The sequence below is a fragment of the Pseudomonas sp. p99-361 genome, from assembly GCF_003935475.1.
GTDB classification, from domain to species: domain Bacteria; phylum Pseudomonadota; class Gammaproteobacteria; order Pseudomonadales; family Pseudomonadaceae; genus Aquipseudomonas; species Aquipseudomonas juntendi.
In genome coordinates this window covers 14,366-31,537 of the sequence record NZ_RHQO01000012.1, presented here as the reverse complement: position 1 = coordinate 31,537, position 17,172 = coordinate 14,366, and the positions used below count along the sequence as shown (strand labels likewise).

At 60.7% G+C, this 17,172-nt stretch carries 15 protein-coding genes and 2 tRNA genes; 15 read left to right on the top strand and 2 right to left on the bottom strand.

What is annotated here, in order from left to right; translation table 11 throughout:
- Positions 1–7: 7 nt before the first annotated feature.
- The 14 genes from folP to EGJ22_RS07790 all read left to right on the top strand — a co-directional run bounded on the left by folP (position 8) and on the right by EGJ22_RS07790 (position 13,233).
- Positions 8–859, top strand: a complete 852-nt coding sequence (folP, locus tag EGJ22_RS07860; protein ID WP_029885742.1) for a dihydropteroate synthase — start codon at positions 8–10, stop codon at positions 857–859.
- Between the two features lie 16 nt (positions 860–875).
- Complete coding sequence (gene glmM, locus EGJ22_RS07855; RefSeq protein WP_009685345.1) at positions 876–2,216, top strand: phosphoglucosamine mutase; 1,341 nt, start codon at positions 876–878, stop codon at positions 2,214–2,216.
- Positions 2,217–2,281: 65 nt separating this feature from the next.
- Positions 2,282–3,037 carry a triose-phosphate isomerase gene (gene tpiA / locus EGJ22_RS07850; RefSeq protein ID WP_029885741.1) on the top strand — a complete coding sequence of 252 codons (756 nt, stop codon included), beginning with the start codon at positions 2,282–2,284 and terminating at the stop codon, positions 3,035–3,037.
- Positions 3,038–3,041: 4 nt separating this feature from the next.
- Positions 3,042–3,440: a preprotein translocase subunit SecG gene (gene secG / locus EGJ22_RS07845; RefSeq protein WP_029885740.1), complete on the top strand. Its 399-nt coding sequence runs from the start codon at positions 3,042–3,044 to the stop codon at positions 3,438–3,440.
- A gap of 21 nt (positions 3,441–3,461) precedes the next feature.
- Positions 3,462–3,547: transfer RNA gene (locus EGJ22_RS07840), tRNA-Leu, on the top strand.
- Between the two features lie 100 nt (positions 3,548–3,647).
- Positions 3,648–3,724 (top strand) — tRNA-Met (locus EGJ22_RS07835).
- A 129-nt stretch (positions 3,725–3,853) separates the two neighbouring features.
- Positions 3,854–4,312 carry a ribosome maturation factor RimP gene (gene rimP, locus EGJ22_RS07830; RefSeq protein WP_009685348.1) on the top strand — a complete coding sequence of 153 codons (459 nt, stop codon included), beginning with the start codon at positions 3,854–3,856 and terminating at the stop codon, positions 4,310–4,312.
- 59 nt (positions 4,313–4,371) lie between these two features.
- Positions 4,372–5,853 carry a transcription termination factor NusA gene (gene nusA, locus EGJ22_RS07825; protein ID WP_009685349.1) on the top strand — a complete coding sequence of 494 codons (1,482 nt, stop codon included), beginning with the start codon at positions 4,372–4,374 and terminating at the stop codon, positions 5,851–5,853.
- Positions 5,854–5,880: 27 nt separating this feature from the next.
- The gene (gene infB, locus EGJ22_RS07820) at positions 5,881–8,409 is read left to right on the top strand and encodes a translation initiation factor IF-2 (protein WP_009685350.1); all 2,529 of its coding nucleotides are present in this window, start codon (positions 5,881–5,883) and stop codon (positions 8,407–8,409) included.
- A 116-nt stretch (positions 8,410–8,525) separates the two neighbouring features.
- Positions 8,526–8,924, top strand: coding sequence for a 30S ribosome-binding factor RbfA (gene rbfA, locus EGJ22_RS07815; protein ID WP_009685351.1), 399 nt, complete (start codon positions 8,526–8,528; stop codon positions 8,922–8,924).
- Between the two features lie 3 nt (positions 8,925–8,927).
- Positions 8,928–9,845 carry a tRNA pseudouridine(55) synthase TruB gene (gene truB, locus EGJ22_RS07810; protein ID WP_009685352.1) on the top strand — a complete coding sequence of 306 codons (918 nt, stop codon included), beginning with the start codon at positions 8,928–8,930 and terminating at the stop codon, positions 9,843–9,845.
- Positions 9,846–9,992: 147 nt separating this feature from the next.
- A complete protein-coding gene (rpsO, locus tag EGJ22_RS07805) occupies positions 9,993–10,262 on the top strand; it encodes a 30S ribosomal protein S15 (RefSeq protein WP_009685353.1) in 270 nt (89 codons plus the stop codon).
- A gap of 250 nt (positions 10,263–10,512) precedes the next feature.
- Positions 10,513–12,618, top strand: a complete 2,106-nt coding sequence (pnp, locus tag EGJ22_RS07795) for a polyribonucleotide nucleotidyltransferase (RefSeq protein ID WP_029886577.1) — start codon at positions 10,513–10,515, stop codon at positions 12,616–12,618.
- Between the two features lie 264 nt (positions 12,619–12,882).
- A complete protein-coding gene (locus EGJ22_RS07790) occupies positions 12,883–13,233 on the top strand; it encodes a BON domain-containing protein (RefSeq protein WP_029886578.1) in 351 nt (116 codons plus the stop codon).
- Between the two features lie 69 nt (positions 13,234–13,302).
- On the opposite strand, the gene EGJ22_RS07785 is transcribed toward EGJ22_RS07790, so the two are convergent.
- Entirely contained in the window at positions 13,303–13,605 is a 303-nt protein-coding gene (locus tag EGJ22_RS07785; RefSeq protein ID WP_029886579.1) for a putative quinol monooxygenase, read from the bottom strand.
- Between the two features lie 60 nt (positions 13,606–13,665).
- On the opposite strand from EGJ22_RS07785, the gene EGJ22_RS07780 reads away from it, so the two are divergent.
- Positions 13,666–14,079, top strand: a complete 414-nt coding sequence (locus tag EGJ22_RS07780; protein ID WP_029886580.1) for a VOC family protein — start codon at positions 13,666–13,668, stop codon at positions 14,077–14,079.
- Positions 14,080–14,233: 154 nt separating this feature from the next.
- On the opposite strand, the gene EGJ22_RS07775 is transcribed toward EGJ22_RS07780, so the two are convergent.
- A complete protein-coding gene (locus EGJ22_RS07775; RefSeq protein WP_029886581.1) occupies positions 14,234–17,170 on the bottom strand; it encodes a DUF748 domain-containing protein in 2,937 nt (978 codons plus the stop codon).
- Between the last annotated feature and the right edge of the window lie 2 nt (positions 17,171–17,172).

The following is a 17,172-nucleotide window of genomic DNA, read 5'->3' as shown; positions in this document are numbered from 1 at the left end:
GGCATCTATGAGCTCAGTGCAGTACCCGACCCGGTTGCCTTGCGGCAACCGGGTTCTTGATTTGTCACGTACCCATGTGATGGGTATTCTCAATATCACCCCCGATTCCTTCTCCGATGGCGGGCGCTTCAACCAGCGCGACGAGGCCTTGCGCCATGCCGAAGCCATGGTTGCCGCCGGTGCCACGCTGATCGACATCGGTGGTGAGTCCACCCGGCCTGGGGCGCGCGCCGTTTCGGTCACCGAGGAGCTCGAGCGTGTGGCGCCGATGGTCGAGGCCATCAACAGTCGCCTGGACGTGGTCATCTCCGTCGATACCTCGACCCCGGCTGTCATGCGTGAGTCTGCGCGCCTTGGCGCCGGGTTGATCAACGACGTGCGAGGCCTGGAGCGCGACGGCGCCCTGGATGCCGCTGCCGCCACCGGCCTGCCGGTGTGCCTGATGCACATGCGTGGCGAGCCGGGCAACATGCAGGACGACCCGCACTACGAGAACGTGACTGCCGATGTTGCCCGGTATCTGCAGCAGCGCATGGCGGCCTGCGCATCGGCCGGTATTGATGAACAACGCATCATCCTTGACCCTGGCTTTGGTTTCGCCAAAACGCTGGCGCACAACCTGAGCCTGTTCAAGCACATGGAAACGCTCCATCGTCTTGGGCGCCCACTGCTGGTGGGGGTCTCGCGAAAGAGCATGATCGGCCTGACGCTGGAACGTCCGGTCGACGAGCGCCTGTACGGCAGCCTGGCACTGGCAGCCCTGGCCATGACCAAGGGCGCGAGCATCCTGCGTGTCCACGACGTGGCCGAAACGGTCGATGTGGTGCGCATGATCGCTGCGGTACAAGGCGCCGAATAAGAACATTGGAGTCCCTATGAGCAGAAAATACTTTGGCACCGACGGCATTCGTGGCCGCGTCGGCGAATACCCGATCACCCCGGACTTCATGCTGAAGCTGGGTTGGGCGGCCGGCATGGCCTTCCGCAAGCTCGGCCACTGCCGGGTGCTGGTGGGCAAGGACACGCGTATCTCCGGCTACATGTTCGAGTCTGCCCTCGAAGCCGGCCTGTCGGCGGCAGGGGCCGATGTGATGCTGCTGGGGCCGATGCCGACACCGGCCATCGCCTACCTTACACGTACCTTCCACGCCGAAGCCGGTATCGTCATCAGTGCCTCGCACAACCCGCATGACGACAACGGCATCAAGTTCTTCTCGGGCCAGGGCACCAAGCTGCCGGACGACGTCGAACTGATGATCGAGGAACTGCTCGATCAGCCGATGACCGTGGTCGAGTCGAGCAAGCTGGGCAAGGTGTCGCGTATCAACGATGCTGCTGGCCGCTATATCGAGTTTTGCAAAAGCAGCGTACCGAGCAGCACCAGTTTCGCAGGCCTCAAGCTGGTGGTCGATTGCGCTCATGGTGCCACCTACAAGGTTGCGCCAAGCGTGTTCCGCGAGCTGGGTGCCGATGTCACTGTGCTGCATGCCCAGCCCGACGGGTTGAACATCAACGAAAACTGCGGCTCGACCCATATCGAATCGCTGCAGGCTGCGGTGCTGGTCGGGCATGCCGATCTCGGCATTGCCTTCGACGGTGACGGTGACCGCGTACTGATGGTTGACCACACCGGGGCGATCGTCGATGGCGACGAGTTGCTGTTCATCATTGCCCGCGACCTGCAGGAGCGTGGCAAGCTCCAGGGCGGGGTAGTGGGTACGCTGATGAGCAACCTGGGCCTGGAGCTGGCGCTCAAGGACCTGGATATCCCCTTCGTGCGGGCCAAGGTCGGTGACCGTTATGTGATGGCCGAGCTGCTTGAGCGTGAGTGGCTGGTGGGCGGCGAAAACTCGGGCCACGTGGTGTGCTGCAACTACACCACTACCGGTGATGCGATCATTGCCGCGTTGCAGGTGCTGATGGCGCTCAAGCGGCGCGGCGAGGGCCTGGCCCAGGCTCGCCAGGCCCTGCGCAAATGCCCGCAGGTGCTGATCAATGTGCGCTTTGGCGGCAGCAAGGTCGACCCGCTGCAGCACCCGGCCGTGCAGGAAGCCAGCGCCAAGGTCACCGAGGCGCTGGCGGGGCGCGGGCGTGTGCTGTTGCGCAAGTCCGGTACCGAGCCGCTGGTGCGGGTAATGGTCGAAGGCGAGGACGAAGCGCAGGTGCGTGGCCATGCCGAAGCCCTGGCCAAACTGGTTGGCGAAGTTTGTGTCTGAAGGCGCTTGCCAGCGCAGATCTGGTTGGGTAAGATCTGCGCCCACTTTGACCGACGAGGTAAAGCATGCGTCGCCCTATGGTAGCTGGTAACTGGAAGATGCACGGTACCCGCGCTAGCGTCGCTGAGCTGACCGAAGGCTTGAGCAATCTCGCCTTGCCGAGCGGAGTGGAAGTCGCAATATTTCCACCGGCCTTGTTCATCAATCAAGTGATCGATGGCCTGGCGGGTAAAGAAATTACTGTCGGTGCACAGAATTCTGCTGTACAACCCGAACAGGGTGCGCTGACCGGGGAAGTTGCTCCTGAGCAGCTGGTTGAAGCAGGTTGCAAGTTGGTGTTGATTGGCCATTCCGAGCGTCGCCAGATCATTGGCGAAACCGACGAAGTGCTGAATCGCAAGTTTGCAGCGGCCCAGGCCAAAGGTTTGAAGCCAGTGCTTTGCATAGGGGAAACCCTGGAAGAGCGCGAGGCAGGCAAAACGCTCGAAGTTGTCGGGCGTCAACTAAGCAGTATCATCGAAGCATTCGGTGTTAAGGCTTTTGCCGATGCAGTAATTGCCTATGAGCCTGTATGGGCCATCGGCACTGGCCTTACGGCCACGCCACAGCAGGCCCAGGATGTGCACGCCGCCATCCGCGGCCAGCTGGCGGCAGAAGATGCTGAAGTGGCTGCGAAGGTGCAGTTGCTCTACGGCGGCAGCGTGAAGGCGGCCAATGCGGCCGAACTGTTCGGCATGCCGGATATCGATGGGGGGCTCATTGGTGGAGCGTCCCTGAACGCAGACGAATTCGGTGCAATTTGTCGCGCCGCAGGAAACTGAACAAATGCTGGAAACAGTCATCGTTGTTTTTCATCTGTTGGCAGCGCTTTCGCTAGTAGTGCTGGTACTGTTGCAACAGGGTAAAGGTGCTGAAGCAGGTGCATCTTTCGGCGCGGGTGCTTCTAATACCGTGTTCGGGAGCCAAGGCTCTGCAACGTTCCTAAGTAAATTAACTGCTATACTCGCTGCCACTTTCTTTTTGACAGCACTTGGGTTAGGATACTTCGCGAAGCAACAAGCTCACCAGCTTAGCCAAGCAGGTCTTCCAGATCCAGCAGTGCTAGAAGTGAAAGAGCCGCAAAAACCGGCAGTCAATGATGATGTACCGGTGCTCCAGCAGCAGAAGAGCGAAGCCACTCCTAATACGGGTGATGTACCTCCTCCGGCAGAAGAGCAGAAGTAACGGGTTTCAAGTAGTAGTATTGCCGAGGTGGTGGAATTGGTAGACACGCAACCTTGAGGTGGTTGTGCCCATAGGGTGTAGGGGTTCGAGTCCCCTTCTCGGTACCAATTGAAGCTTGAGAGCCCGCTTTAGCGGGCTTTCTTGCAGGTGAAGGTTTGGATTTGACCCTCAGCAGGGTTCGGTCTTATACTTTCGCCCCAGCTTTGTCGCGGGGTGGAGCAGCTTGGTAGCTCGTCGGGCTCATAACCCGAAGGTCGTTGGTTCAAATCCAGCCCCCGCAACCAGCTTCAGCGGAGCCCCTTTTCAGGGGCTTTTTGCTAACCGAACAGTTTCGGCGTCGTTGTCCAACGGCGCTTTCAGGGATGGGCGCTTTGCCCATTTTTTATTTGCACAGCATGCACGAGGGGGTTCAGGTGTCGAGCAAGCTAGAACAGTTGCAGGCCTTGTTGGCCCCGGTTGTCGAGGGTCTGGGCTATCAATGCTGGGGGATCGAGTTCGTTTCCCAGGGTAAGCATTCGGTATTGCGCATCTACATCGACAAGGAAGGCGGTATTCTGGTGGACGATTGCGAAGCAGTCAGCCGTCAGGCCAGCGCAATCCTCGATGTGGAAGATCCAATCAGCAGTGAATACACCCTCGAGGTGTCTTCCCCAGGCATGGATCGCCCACTGTTCACTCTGGAACAGTTTGCCTCGCATGCCGGCGAACAAGTGAAGATCAAGCTGCGCTCACCCTTCGAGGGTCGTCGTAACTTCCAGGGCCTTCTCCGCGGTGTGGAGGAGCAGGACGTGGTGGTCCAGGTGGACAACCAGGAATTCCTTCTGCCGATCGATTCGATCGACAAGGCCAATATTATTCCCAGTTTTGACTGAGACGTGCCGGGCCCGGCGGACTATCCGGGCCCAATGGCTTGCGCAAGGCGAGGCGTACGATGAGCAAAGAAGTACTGCTGGTTGTTGAATCGGTATCCAACGAAAAAGGTGTACCGCCCGGCGTCATTTTCGAAGCGCTGGAGGTGGCCCTGGCCACTGCAACCAAAAAACGTTTTGAAGACGAAGTCGATCTGCGTGTGGAAATCAACCGCCACACCGGTAGCTACGAGACCTTCCGTCGCTGGACCGTGGTCGATGAAGCCGATCTGGACGATCCGGCGATCGAGACCTGGCTGGACAAGATCAAGGACACCCACCCTGAAGCCAAGGTAGGTGACGTGATCGAAGAGAAGATCGAGTCCATCGAATTTGGTCGCATCGCCGCCCAGACCGCCAAGCAGGTCATCGTGCAGAAGGTCCGTGAGGCCGAGCGTGCCCAGGTGGTCGATGCCTACCGCGAACGCGTTGGCGAAATCATCTCGGGTACCGTTAAAAAGGTTACCCGCGACAACGTTATCGTTGACCTGGGCAACAACGCCGAGGCCCTGTTGGCCCGCGAAGACATCATTCCCCGCGAAACCTTCCGTGTTGGCGTGCGCCTGCGTGCACTGCTGAAGGAAATTCGCACTGAAAACCGTGGCCCTCAGCTGATCCTGTCGCGCACCGCGCCGCAGATGCTGATCGAGCTTTTCCGCATTGAAGTGCCGGAAATTGCCGAGGGCCTGATCGAAGTCATGGCTGCTTCCCGTGACCCGGGTTCGCGAGCCAAGATCGCCGTCCGCTCCAAGGACAAGCGTATCGACCCGCAAGGTGCCTGTATCGGCATGCGTGGTTCGCGCGTCCAGGCTGTATCCGGGGAGCTGGGTGGTGAGCGTGTGGATATCGTCCTGTGGGACGATAACCCGGCGCAGTTCGTCATCAACGCCATGTCGCCGGCTGAAGTCGCGGCGATCATCGTTGATGAAGATGCCCATGCCATGGACATCGCCGTCGCCGAGGACAACCTGGCCCAGGCCATTGGCCGTGGCGGTCAGAACGTTCGTCTTGCCAGTCAGTTGACCGGCTGGACCTTGAACGTGATGACCGAGAAGGACATCCAGGCCAAGCAACAGGCCGAAACCGGTGACATCCTGCGCAATTTCATCGATGAACTGGAAGTCGACGAGGAGCTGGCCCAAGTGCTGGTCGACGAAGGCTTCACCAGCCTCGAAGAAATTGCCTACGTACCGTTGGAAGAAATGCTCAACATCGATGGCTTTGACGAAGATATCGTCAATGAGCTCCGCGCTCGAGCCAAGGACCGTTTGTTGACCAAGGCCATCGCTACCGAAGAAAAACTGGCAGACGCCCACCCGGCCGAAGACCTGCTCTCCCTTGAGGGCATGGACAAGGACCTGGCGGCTGAACTGGCGGTGCGCGGCGTGGTTAACCGCGAAGACCTGGCCGAGCAGTCGATCGACGATCTGCTCGACATCGACGGCATCGACGAAGAGCGTGCCGGCAAGTTGATCATGGCCGCCCGAGCCCACTGGTTCGAGTAATTAGGCGCGGCCTGAGGAGAGAAGTGCATGACGCAAGTCACGGTGAAAGAACTGGCCCAAGAGGTCGAGGCACCGGTAGAGCGCCTGCTGCAGCAGATGCGTGAGGCAGGTCTGCCGCACACCGACGCCGGTCAGGTAGTGACCGACAATGAGAAGCAGACCCTGCTGACTCATTTGAAAAGCAGCCACAAGAGCAAGGCGGAAGAGCCGCGCAAGATTACCTTGCAGCGCAAAACCACCAGCACCCTGCGTGTCGCCGGTAGCAAGAGCATCAGCGTAGAAGTACGCAAGAAGAAAGTTTTCGTGCAGCGCAGCCCGGAAGAAATCCAGGCTGAGCAGAAGCGTGAGCTGGAAGAGCGCCGTGCGGCCGAAAACGCTGCGCGCGACAAGGTCGAGGCCGAAGTTCGCCAGCGCAACGAGGAACAGGCTCGCCGTCAGGCTGCCGATACCGCAACAGCGGCCCCGGCGCCTGCCGCCAAGCCAGAGCCGGCGCCTGCCGCTGCCCCGGCCCCGGTCGTCGCCGACGCGCCAGCCTCCGAAGACGCTGCAGCCCGTGCTGCCGAGCGCAAGAAGGACGAGACCCGTCGCAACGAGAGCCGTACCCGTGATGACGACCGTCGTCGTGGCGAAGCCCCTCGTGTGTCGATCAAGGTCAAGGTCAAGGAGAAGGAAAAGGCTCCAACGCCACGTGCCGCTCCGCGTACCACCGATGAAGAGAGCGACGGCGCCCGTCGTGGTCGTGGTGGCAAGAGCAAGCTGAAGAAGCGTAACCAGCACGGCTTCCAGAACCCGACCGGTCCAGTCATCCGTGACGTGACCATCGGCGAGACCATCACCGTCTCCGAACTGGCCCAGCAGATGTCGGTCAAGGCCGCTGAAGTGGTCAAGTTCATGTTCAAGATGGGTACCCCGGTCACCATCAACCAGGTGCTCGACCAGGAAACTGCCCAGCTGATCGCTGAAGAGCTGGGCCACAAGGTCACGCTGATCAGCGACACCGCGCTGGAAGATTCCCTGGCCGAATCGCTGAAGTTCGAAGGCCAGGCCGAGTCCCGCGCGCCGGTGGTTACCGTCATGGGTCACGTTGACCATGGTAAGACCTCGCTGCTCGACTACATCCGTCGTGCCAAAGTTGCTGCTGGCGAAGCCGGTGGCATTACCCAGCACATCGGTGCCTACCACGTGGAAACCGACCGCGGCATGGTCACCTTCCTCGATACCCCGGGCCACGCTGCGTTCACCCAGATGCGTGCCCGTGGTGCCAAGGCGACCGACATCGTCATCCTGGTGGTGGCGGCGGACGACGGCGTAATGCCGCAAACCCGCGAAGCGGTTCAGCATGCCAAGGCAGCTGGCGTTCCGCTGGTGGTTGCAGTGAACAAGATCGACAAGCCGGGTGCTGACCTCGATCGTATCCGCAACGAACTGGCCGTCGAAGGCGTTACCTCCGAGGACTGGGGTGGTGACACGCCATTCGTCAAGGTATCGGCGAAGATGGGTACCGGTGTCGACGAGCTGCTCGAAGCCGTGCTGCTGCAGGCCGAGATCCTCGAGCTGACTGCTACCCCGACTGCACCTGGTCGTGGCGTGGTCGTCGAATCGCGCCTGGACAAGGGCCGCGGCCCGGTCGCGACCATCCTGGTTCAGGACGGTACGCTGCGTCAGGGCGACATGGTGCTGTGCGGTTCCAACTATGGCCGCGTGCGTGCCATGCTCGACGAGAACGGCAAGCCTGTGAAAGAAGCCGGCCCGTCGATCCCGGTCGAGATCCTTGGCCTGGACGGTACCCCGGAAGCCGGTGACGAGCTGTCCGTGGTTGCCGACGAGAAGAAAGCCCGCGAAGTTGCCATGTTCCGTCAAGGCAAGTACCGCGAGGTCAAGCTGGCCCGCGCTCACGCCGGCAAGCTGGAAAACATCTTCGAGACCATGGGTCAGGAAGAGAAGAAAACCCTCAACATCGTGCTCAAGACCGATGTGCGTGGTTCTCTCGAGGCACTGCAGGGTTCGCTTGGCGGCCTGGGCAACGACGAAGTGCAAGTGCGCGTGATTGGTGGTGGCGTCGGTGGTATCACCGAGAGCGATGCCAACCTGGCGCTGGCTTCGAACGCTGTACTGTTCGGCTTCAACGTGCGTGCCGATGCCGGTGCGCGCAAGATCGTCGAGCAGGAAGGTCTGGATATGCGTTACTACAACGTGATCTACGACATCATCGAAGACGTCAAGAAGGCCCTGACCGGCATGCTCGGCAGCGATGTTCGCGAGAACATCCTGGGTGTTGCCGAAGTGCGTGACGTGTTCCGTTCGCCGAAGTTCGGCGCCATCGCTGGCTGTATGGTCATCGAGGGTACCGTGTACCGCAACCGTCCGATCCGCGTACTGCGCGACGACGTTGTGATCTTCGAAGGCGAGCTGGAATCGCTGCGTCGCTTCAAGGACGACGCCTCCGAAGTGCGTTCGGGCATGGAGTGCGGTATTGGCGTCAAGAGCTACAACGACGTCAAGGTCGGCGACAAGATCGAAGTCTTCGAGAAAGTCCAGGTGGCTCGTACCCTTTAAGGGCGAGCGAGCCGCAAGCGCCCCTTGCAGGGCGGCTTGCGGTACCTCTTCAGGTAGCGCCCGGTCAGGCTCAGGTCTGCCCGGGCGTTTGCCGCTTTAAGTTACAGGTAGCAAGAATGGCCAAAGAATATAGCCGTACCCAACGTATTGGCGATCAGATGCAGCGCGAGCTGGCCGAGCTGATCCGTCGCGAAGTCAAGGACCCGCGTGTCGGCCTGGTGACCATCACCGCCGTGGACGTGAGCCGCGACCTGGGCCATGCCAAGGTGTTCATCACCGTCATGGGCGAAGAAACCCCGGACGCGGTGCAGCAGTCGCTCAAGGCACTCAACAGCGCTGCCAGCTTCCTGCGCCTGCACCTGGGGCGTTCGATGCAACTGCGCAGCGTGCCGCAACTGCACTTCCACTTCGATGAAAGTGTCAGCCGCGGTGTGCACCTGTCGGCGCTGATCGAGCGTGCAGTGGCCGAAGACCGCATGCACAAGGAAGCCGACGAGCCGGACACCAAGGAGTAAGCGGTGGCCCAGGTCAAACGTATCCGCCGCAACGTCAGCGGCATCATCCTGCTGGACAAGCCGCTGGGCTTCACCTCCAATGCCGCCCTGCAGAAAGTACGCTGGCTGCTGAATGCGGAAAAGGCCGGCCACACCGGTAGCCTCGACCCGCTGGCAACCGGCGTGCTGCCGTTGTGCTTTGGCGAGGCGACCAAGTTTTCGCAGTACCTGCTCGACTCCGACAAGGGCTACGAAACGGTCATGCAGCTGGGGCAGACTACCAACACCGGCGACGCCGAAGGTGAGGTTCTGCAGACCCGCGAGGTGACCGTTGGTCGCGCCGATATCGAGGCGGTGCTGCCGCGTTTTCGCGGCCCCATCAGCCAGATACCGCCGATGTACTCGGCACTCAAGCGTGATGGCCAGCCGCTGTACAAGCTGGCACGTGCAGGAGAGGTAGTGGAGCGCGAGGCGCGTTCTGTTACTATTGGCCGCTTGGAGTTGCTCGAGTGCGAAGGCACCCGTGCACGGTTGAGCGTAGGTTGCAGCAAAGGCACCTATATCCGCACCCTGGTGGAGGATATTGGCGAGGCCCTGGGCTGCGGCGCCTATGTTGCCGAGCTGCGCAGGACCCAGGCCGGGCCCTTCGCGCTGGCACAGACGGTGACCCTCGAAGCGCTCGAACAGGCTCACGCCGAAGGCGGCAACGAAGCGCTGGACCGCTTCCTGATGCCCTCGGACAGCGGCCTGCAGGACTGGCCAATGGTCAGCCTGTCCGAACACAGTGCGTTCTACTGGCTGCATGGGCAGGCGGTACGCGCGCCGGACGCGCCACAATTTGGCATGGTCCGGGTACAGGATCATAATGCGCGCTTCATCGGTATCGGTGAAGTGAGCGAAGACGGGCGCATCGCGCCACGTCGGCTTATTCGGTCGGAATGACCGAAACCGCGGGGCCAGGCAATTGCCGAACCCCACGGCAGCAAGGGTGGCTGTCAGTAGGCACGGTCACACCTTTTTTATTAATACAGGGATTTGTCCCTGGCCTATTGGACCCCGCGTGCGGGATCCGTTATCAGGAGAAGCCAAATGGCCCTCAGCGTTGAAGAAAAAGCTAAGATCGTTGCCGAATATCAGCAAGCCGCCGGCGATACCGGTAGCCCGGAAGTGCAGGTTGCTCTGCTGACCCACAACATCAACAAGCTGCAAGGCCACTTCAAGGCCAACGATAAAGACCACCACTCCCGTCGTGGTCTGATCCGTATGGTTAACCAGCGTCGTAAGCTGCTGGACTACCTGAAGGGCAAAGACACCACTCGTTACAGCGCCCTGATCGGTCGCCTGGGCCTGCGTCGCTAATAGCGGCCTGGTCAGTGGTGTGCATGGCGTGTCGCAGGCTTCGGCTTTGCTGTTTCGCAGCAGGGTCGTCGGGCACGCCACGCGTATCTCCGAGGTTGGCAGCCTGGTTCAGCTGAGCGGTTTACCGCGCAGCGGCCAGGCTCCCAGCCTCGTGTTGTATCTGGACGGTCAATGGGGCCGATTCCCCGTTCTGCCCAAGAATTCGCAAGAAACCAGTTCCCCCAAGAGCCACTGAAAAAGGTAGGAAACCGTGAACCCGGTAATCAAGACTTTCCAGTTCGGTCAATCGACCGTCACTCTCGAAACGGGCCGTATTGCCCGTCAGGCAACCGGCGCCGTGCTGGTTACCGTCGATAACGACGTCACCGTGCTGGTGACTGTGGTAGGCGCCAAACAGGCTGATCCAGGCAAGGGCTTCTTCCCGCTGTCGGTTCACTACCAGGAAAAGACCTACGCTGCTGGCAAGATCCCAGGTGGCTTCTTCAAGCGTGAAGGCCGTCCTTCCGAGAAAGAGACGCTGACCTCGCGCCTGATCGACCGTCCGATCCGCCCGCTGTTCCCGGAAGGCTTCATGAACGAAGTGCAGGTCGTCTGCACCGTGGTTTCCACCAGCAAGAAGACTGACCCGGACATCGCTGCGATGATCGGCACCTCGGCTGCCCTGGCCATTTCCGGTATTCCGTTCGAAGGCCCGATCGGTGCGGCGCGCGTGGCCTTCCACGAAAGCACCGGCTACCTGCTGAACCCGACTTACGAGCAACTGGCTGCCTCCAGCCTGGACATGGTCGTTGCCGGTACTTCCGACGCCGTGCTGATGGTTGAATCCGAAGCCCAGGAGCTGACCGAAGACCAGATGCTGGGCGCGGTACTGTTCGCCCATGACGAGTTCCAGGCCGTGATCCAGGCCGTGAAGGAGCTGGCTGCCGAAGCGGGCAAGCCAACCTGGGACTGGAAACCTGCGGTGGCCAACACCGAGCTGTTCAACGCCATCCGTGCCGAGTTCGGCGAAGCGGTTTCGCAAGGCTACACCATCACCGTCAAGGCCGACCGCTATGCGCGCCTGGGCGAGCTGCGTGACCAGGCGGTTGCCAAGTTCTCCGGTGAAGAAGGCCAGCCTTCGGCTGCTGAAGTAAAAGACATCTTCGGCGAAATCGAATACCGCACCGTTCGCGAAAACATCGTCAACGGCAAGCCACGTATCGACGGCCGCGACACCAAGACCGTTCGCCCGCTGAACATCGAAGTGGGCGTGCTGCCGAAAACCCACGGTTCGGCGCTGTTCACCCGCGGTGAAACCCAGGCCCTGGTGGTTGCGACCTTGGGTACTGCCCGTGACGCCCAGCTGCTGGACACCCTCGAAGGCGAGAAGAAAGACCCCTTCATGCTGCACTACAACTTCCCACCGTTCTCGGTAGGTGAGTGTGGCCGCATGGGCGGCGCTGGCCGTCGTGAAATCGGCCACGGCCGTCTGGCCCGTCGTTCGGTCCAGGCCATGCTGCCTGCCGCCGACGTGTTCCCGTACACCATCCGCGTGGTATCGGAAATCACCGAATCCAACGGTTCCAGCTCCATGGCTTCGGTTTGCGGTGCTTCGCTGGCGCTGATGGACGCCGGTGTGCCGATGAAGGCGCCAGTGGCCGGTATCGCCATGGGCCTGGTGAAGGAAGGCGACAAGTTCGCGGTCCTGACCGACATCCTCGGTGACGAAGACCACCTGGGCGACATGGACTTCAAGGTAGCCGGTACCGCCAAAGGCGTCACCGCGCTGCAGATGGACATCAAGATCAACGGCATCACCGAAGAGATCATGGAAATCGCCCTGGGCCAAGCCCTGGAAGCGCGCCTGAACATCCTCGGCCAGATGAACCAGGTCATTGGCCAGTCGCGTAACGAGCTGTCGGCCAACGCGCCTACCATGATCTCGATGAAGATCGACACCGACAAGATCCGTGACGTGATCGGTAAAGGCGGCGCCACCATTCGCGCCATCTGCGAAGAGACCAAGGCTTCGATCGACATCGAAGACGACGGCTCGATCAAGATCTTCGGCGAAACCAAGGAAGCGGCAGATGCTGCCAAGCAGCGCATCCTGGGCATCACCGCCGAGGCCGAGATCGGCAAGATCTACGTCGGCAAGGTCGAGCGCATCGTGGACTTCGGCGCCTTCGTCAATATCCTGCCTGGCAAAGACGGCCTGGTGCACATCTCCATGCTGAGCGATGCGCGCGTCGAGAAAGTCACCGACATCCTGAAAGAAGGCCAGGAAGTTGAAGTACTGGTGCTGGACGTGGACAACCGCGGCCGTATCAAGCTGTCGATCAAGGACGTAGCCGCGGCCAAGGCCTCGGGCGTTTAAGCGACCGATACGCAGCAATAGAAGAGCCCTTCGGGGCTCTTTTTTTTTGACCGGGGCGGGAACCTTTTGCGGACTTGCATCTTGCATGCAGGTTGCAGGTGCAGATTGCAAAATGCATGACTACTGCCGTTTGGCCTAATCGCTAACGTACTGATTTATAAGGTTTTAATAGAAAATCAAAACCTGGCACAGCGCATGCAATTACCTTCATACCTGACGCCAGGACACACGGCGCAGACCTTTCGAAAAACAGGAGTGACCCACATGAAGAAGTTCGCCATTGCTGCCGCTACTGCTACCGCTCTGACCCTGACCATGGCTAACGCGGCTTTTGCCCAACAGACCACCCAGGCCCCGATGATGCTGGCGGCCGGTGAGGTGACCAAAGCCAAGGAAGCTACCTCCGATACCTGGATCACCACCAAGGTCAAGGCTGACCTGATGACCGAGAAAGGCGTACCGGGCAGCGACATCAAGGTAGAAACCAACAAAGGCGTGGTTTCGCTGTCGTCTGACGTGAAAGTGACTGACGCCCAGAAAGAAATGGCAGTCGCTATCGCCAAAAAGATCAAAGGCGTACAGGCCGTTTCGGCTGACGGCCTGAAAGCCGAATAAGGAATGTCCCGTCGGCCAAACGGATTTGGCCACCAAATGCTGTAGGGGCCGCTTCGCGGCCCCTTTTATTTAATAAGCCGGATTACGCGCTACCACATCACTCTCGAAGCATTCCTGCTCAATGATCAGCGGCTCGACCAGGGGCCGGCTATCTCGAAAATGGGCGGTCTGGATATGCGCCTCATACGCCGCATCATCGCGGTAGATCTCATACAGGTAGATCACACCCGGATCGACCTTGTCCTGCGACACATCAAACACCAGGCAACCCGCCTCGCTGGCCACCGAAGCAGCGGCATTGACTTTGATCGCGCTAAGGAAAGCATCGGCACATCCGGGCTTCACGCGGGTCTTGATGAACAGGCTATACACAAAGCGCTCCTTTTGTTTTAAATTCAATAATGAATTGTATACAAAAAAGGAGCCTAGCCAATGTCTGAATTGCCTGCCCGCCCTGGCCGCCTGAATGGACTGCGCCATATTGCCTTGCTGGTACCCAACCTTGAGGAGTGCGAACGCTTTTACGTCGATGTGCTGGGTATGGAAGTACTGAGCCGCGCCAATGAAGACTTGGTGTACCTGACCTGCGGTAATGACAACATGTCGCTGGGGCGCGGGGCAGGGGCTGCCAACGGGTTGCAGACCTTGGACCATTACGGGTTCATCGTGGACAGCGTCGAGGAACTGGAGGCCTGGTATGCGTACTTCAAGGCCCGAGGGGTGACCTTGCTCGACCGGCCTTTCAACCATGGTGATGGCGCGCGCAGCTTCCACCTGCTGGACCCGGCGGGGAACAAGGTGCAGCCGCTGTATCACCCGGCGGTGTCGGGGCAGCGGTTGGTCTGAAGCCTGCGCCCGCCTCTGTGGGAGCGGCCTTGTGTCGCGAAAGGGGCGCGCCGCGGCCCCAGGGTTTCAGCAGCGATTTATCAATTGCTGGGGCCGCTTTGCGGCCCTTTCGCGACACAAGGCCGCTCCCACAGGCACGCGTCAGGCTTGCTAATTACTCAGCATCCAGATGCATCGGGGTGATCACCCGGCCGTCTTTCTCGGGCTGGCCCAGGCTGGTGTCGATGAAGTACACCCGGTCATCTTCCAGCTTGCCTTTGTCGACCAGGTAATCCTTGATGCTGCTGGCCCGCTCCTGACCCAGCGTGCGCAACAACGCAGTACTCTCCGCCCACGACTTGATCACCGCATCGCGCAACTTGGCTGTGCGTTCGTCACGGCTTAGTTGCTCCCATTCGGCCGGCGGTTGTTGCTTCAGGCGCGTACGGTAGATGCCTTCGAGCATCGCCGGTTTGTCGCTGTCGTCGACCACCAGCATAGAGGCATTGGCAGGCACCTTGTCGCCGCGGCGCTGCAATATCTTGTACCAGGTGGCCTGATACTCACGTTCCAGGCGTTGCTGGGCAATCAGTGGGCCATCGCTGGCCTGGGCGCTGGTGCCCTCGATTTCCAGGCGCAATTCCGGGCGTTCTTTAAGCGCGGAAGCCAGCTTGTCCAGCGCCGCCTGGGCATCGCCACTGAGGGTACTGGAACCGGGGGCGAAGGCGACGTTACCCAGGTCTTGCGAACCGCCGCCAGTGATCAGCCCACCGATGAACTTGAAGGGCGCCTGGGCTGCCCGCAGCACCAGGTTGCGCAGGGTTTGCCAGACGATCGGCATCACGCTGAACTGCGGGTTGTTGAGGTCGCCCGACACCGGCAGCTCGATGGAGATCTTGCCTTGAGTGTCCTTCAACAACGCCACCGCCAGGCGGATCGGCAGGTCGACCGCATCCGGGCTGTCGACTTTCTCACCTAACTGCAGTTGCTCCACCACCACCTTGTTCTCGGCTTTGAGCTGGCCATTGGTGATCAGGTAGTGCAAGTCGAGGTTGAGCCGGCCTTTGCGAATGCGGTAACCGGCGAATTTGCCGGAATAGGGCGTCAAGGTGGTCAGCTCGACGCGCTTGAAGCTGGTGGCGATATCCAGGCTGGCCAGCGGGTTGAACGGGTTGCGGGCGCCCTTGATGGTAACCGGGGCGTAGCGGTCGACCTTGCCTTTCACGTCAACCTTGGCAGGCACCGGCTTGCGGTTGTCGATGGTGCCGATCTGGCCGTTGAGTTGCTGCACGGCGGTGGCGAAGTTGGGGGTAAGGGACAGGTCGGCAAAGTTGGCCGAGCCGTTCTTGATGTCGACCTGGCCAATATGAATGCCCAGCGGCTTGCTGCTGCTGGCGGGGGCCGTTGTGGCCGGGCTGCTTGGCTTGGCGCCGGCCGGTTGCGGGATCAACAGGTCATTGACGTTGGTCGTGCGGTCTTCGTTGATGATGAAGCGCGCGTAGGGTTCCTGCAGGGTCACCTTGTCGATCGACAGGGCATCACCGTGCACATACGACAAGCCGTCTACGTTGACCTGTTGCCATTTCACGAAGTCCCGGCTCTTGATGGTGTCCAACGTATGCAGTTGGCTGACTTGGGCCTTGCCGGTGACCGTGAAGGCCAGTGGCGCGGTGTTCTTCAGGTCGACCTTGAGGTCACTGTCGAGCATGCCGCTGCGCAGTTCCAGCAGGATGAACGGGCTGACGTAGGCCTGGGCCACGCGCAGGTCGATGTCGCGGGTGCTGACGTCGAGCTTGGCCTGGATGGGCGCCAGGTTCACCTGGCCGGCGGCCTGCAGCTTGCCTTGCTTGCCTACGCCGGTATCGAGCTTGAGGGTGAAGGGGGACTGGTTGAGGCTGTCGAAGCCTTGCAGGTCGACATTCAGCGGGCCGACATCGAGCGCTACCGGTTCTTTCTGGCTGCGATCTGCTAGGTGCACCAGGTAGTTGCGCAGTTGCACGTCCTTGAGCAATACCTGCCAAGGCTTGGCCGGTTCGTTGGCCGATTGCGGCTCAGGCGCAGGGCCGGCGGCAGCCGGTTCGGCCTTTTCTTTCGGCGTGGCTTTGGCCGGTTGGCTGGCGAACAGCTTCTGCCAGTCGAGCTGGCCGTCCTTTTCCAGTGCTGCCCAGGTTTCCAGCTTGTCGCTGCGCAGCTTGCCCACACTGACCTGTTGCTTGACCAGGTCGACGGTCGTCTCGCTCACCTCCAGGTTGGCCAGGCGCGCCAACGGGCGGCCGTCTGGCGCGTTGATGGCGAACGGGGCCACCCGCAGCGTGGCGTTGTCCAGCAGCAGCTCGGTCTGCTTGGCGAGGTTGAGCTTGTACTGGGTCTGAAGGCTGACCAGCCCGTCCTGCAGCACCAGGGGCACGGCATCGCGCACGTAGGGCCAGAACAGCTTCATCTTGGCGTCGGTGACTTTCAGCGTGCCTTGCGAAGCGATCGGCGACAGGCTGAGGGTGCCGTTCCAGTCGATGCGCCCGCCGTTGGGGCCGTTGGCCACCAGGGTCATGTCGGCGTTGTCGTCAGGCAAGGTGCTGAGGTTCTTCAGCTCCAGGTTCATGTTGTCGTAGAGGAACTCGATGGGTTCGCTCGGGCGCATGTCCTGGAAGTGCAGCAAGCCTTGCTTGAGCTTGATGCTGCCGATACGCAACGGGAAGGGGTCGCTGGGTGGCTCGTCGGGCTTGGCTTCGCTCGGCGGCAGCTTGAACAACGTCGTCAGGTTGAGTGTGCCGTCTTTGGCGAACAGGACCTGGTTGCGGGGCTTGTCGAGCTCGACCGCTTCCAGGTGCAGGGCCTTGCTCCACAGGCTGTCGAGCGACAGGTTGGCGTACAACCGGTCGAAACCGACCTGCTCCTTGCCAGGCTCGCCAAGCTGCAGGCCCCACAGGGTCAGCTCAAGGCTGAAGGGGTTGAGTTCGATGCGTTCAAGGTGCGCGGGCACGGTAGCGTACTTGGTCAATTGCTGATTGGCGATACGCAGTGCCACGCCGGGAAGAATCAGGAACCCAAGCAGGCTGTAGAGGGCTACCAGGGCCACGATGGCGCCAGCGGCGCGAGTCAATCCTTTGTACATGT

Bases quoted from the DNA above. Each gene is read 5' to 3' on its own strand.
- EGJ22_RS07780 (WP_029886580.1), top strand. From the start codon at position 13,666: ATGTCTGAATTGCCTGCCCGCCCTGGCCGCCTGAATGGACTGCGCCAT.
- tpiA (WP_029885741.1), top strand. From the start codon at position 2,282: ATGCGTCGCCCTATGGTAGCTGGTAACTGGAAGATGCACGGTACCCGC.
- nusA (WP_009685349.1), top strand. From the start codon at position 4,372: ATGAGCAAAGAAGTACTGCTGGTTGTTGAATCGGTATCCAACGAAAAA.
- rbfA (WP_009685351.1), top strand. From the start codon at position 8,526: ATGGCCAAAGAATATAGCCGTACCCAACGTATTGGCGATCAGATGCAG.
- EGJ22_RS07775 (WP_029886581.1), bottom strand. From the start codon at position 17,170: ATGTACAAAGGATTGACTCGCGCCGCTGGCGCCATCGTGGCCCTGGTA.
- glmM (WP_009685345.1), top strand. From the start codon at position 876: ATGAGCAGAAAATACTTTGGCACCGACGGCATTCGTGGCCGCGTCGGC.
- infB (WP_009685350.1), top strand. From the start codon at position 5,881: ATGACGCAAGTCACGGTGAAAGAACTGGCCCAAGAGGTCGAGGCACCG.
- secG (WP_029885740.1), top strand. From the start codon at position 3,042: ATGCTGGAAACAGTCATCGTTGTTTTTCATCTGTTGGCAGCGCTTTCG.
- EGJ22_RS07790 (WP_029886578.1), top strand. From the start codon at position 12,883: ATGAAGAAGTTCGCCATTGCTGCCGCTACTGCTACCGCTCTGACCCTG.
- folP (WP_029885742.1), top strand. From the start codon at position 8: ATGAGCTCAGTGCAGTACCCGACCCGGTTGCCTTGCGGCAACCGGGTT.
- rpsO (WP_009685353.1), top strand. From the start codon at position 9,993: ATGGCCCTCAGCGTTGAAGAAAAAGCTAAGATCGTTGCCGAATATCAG.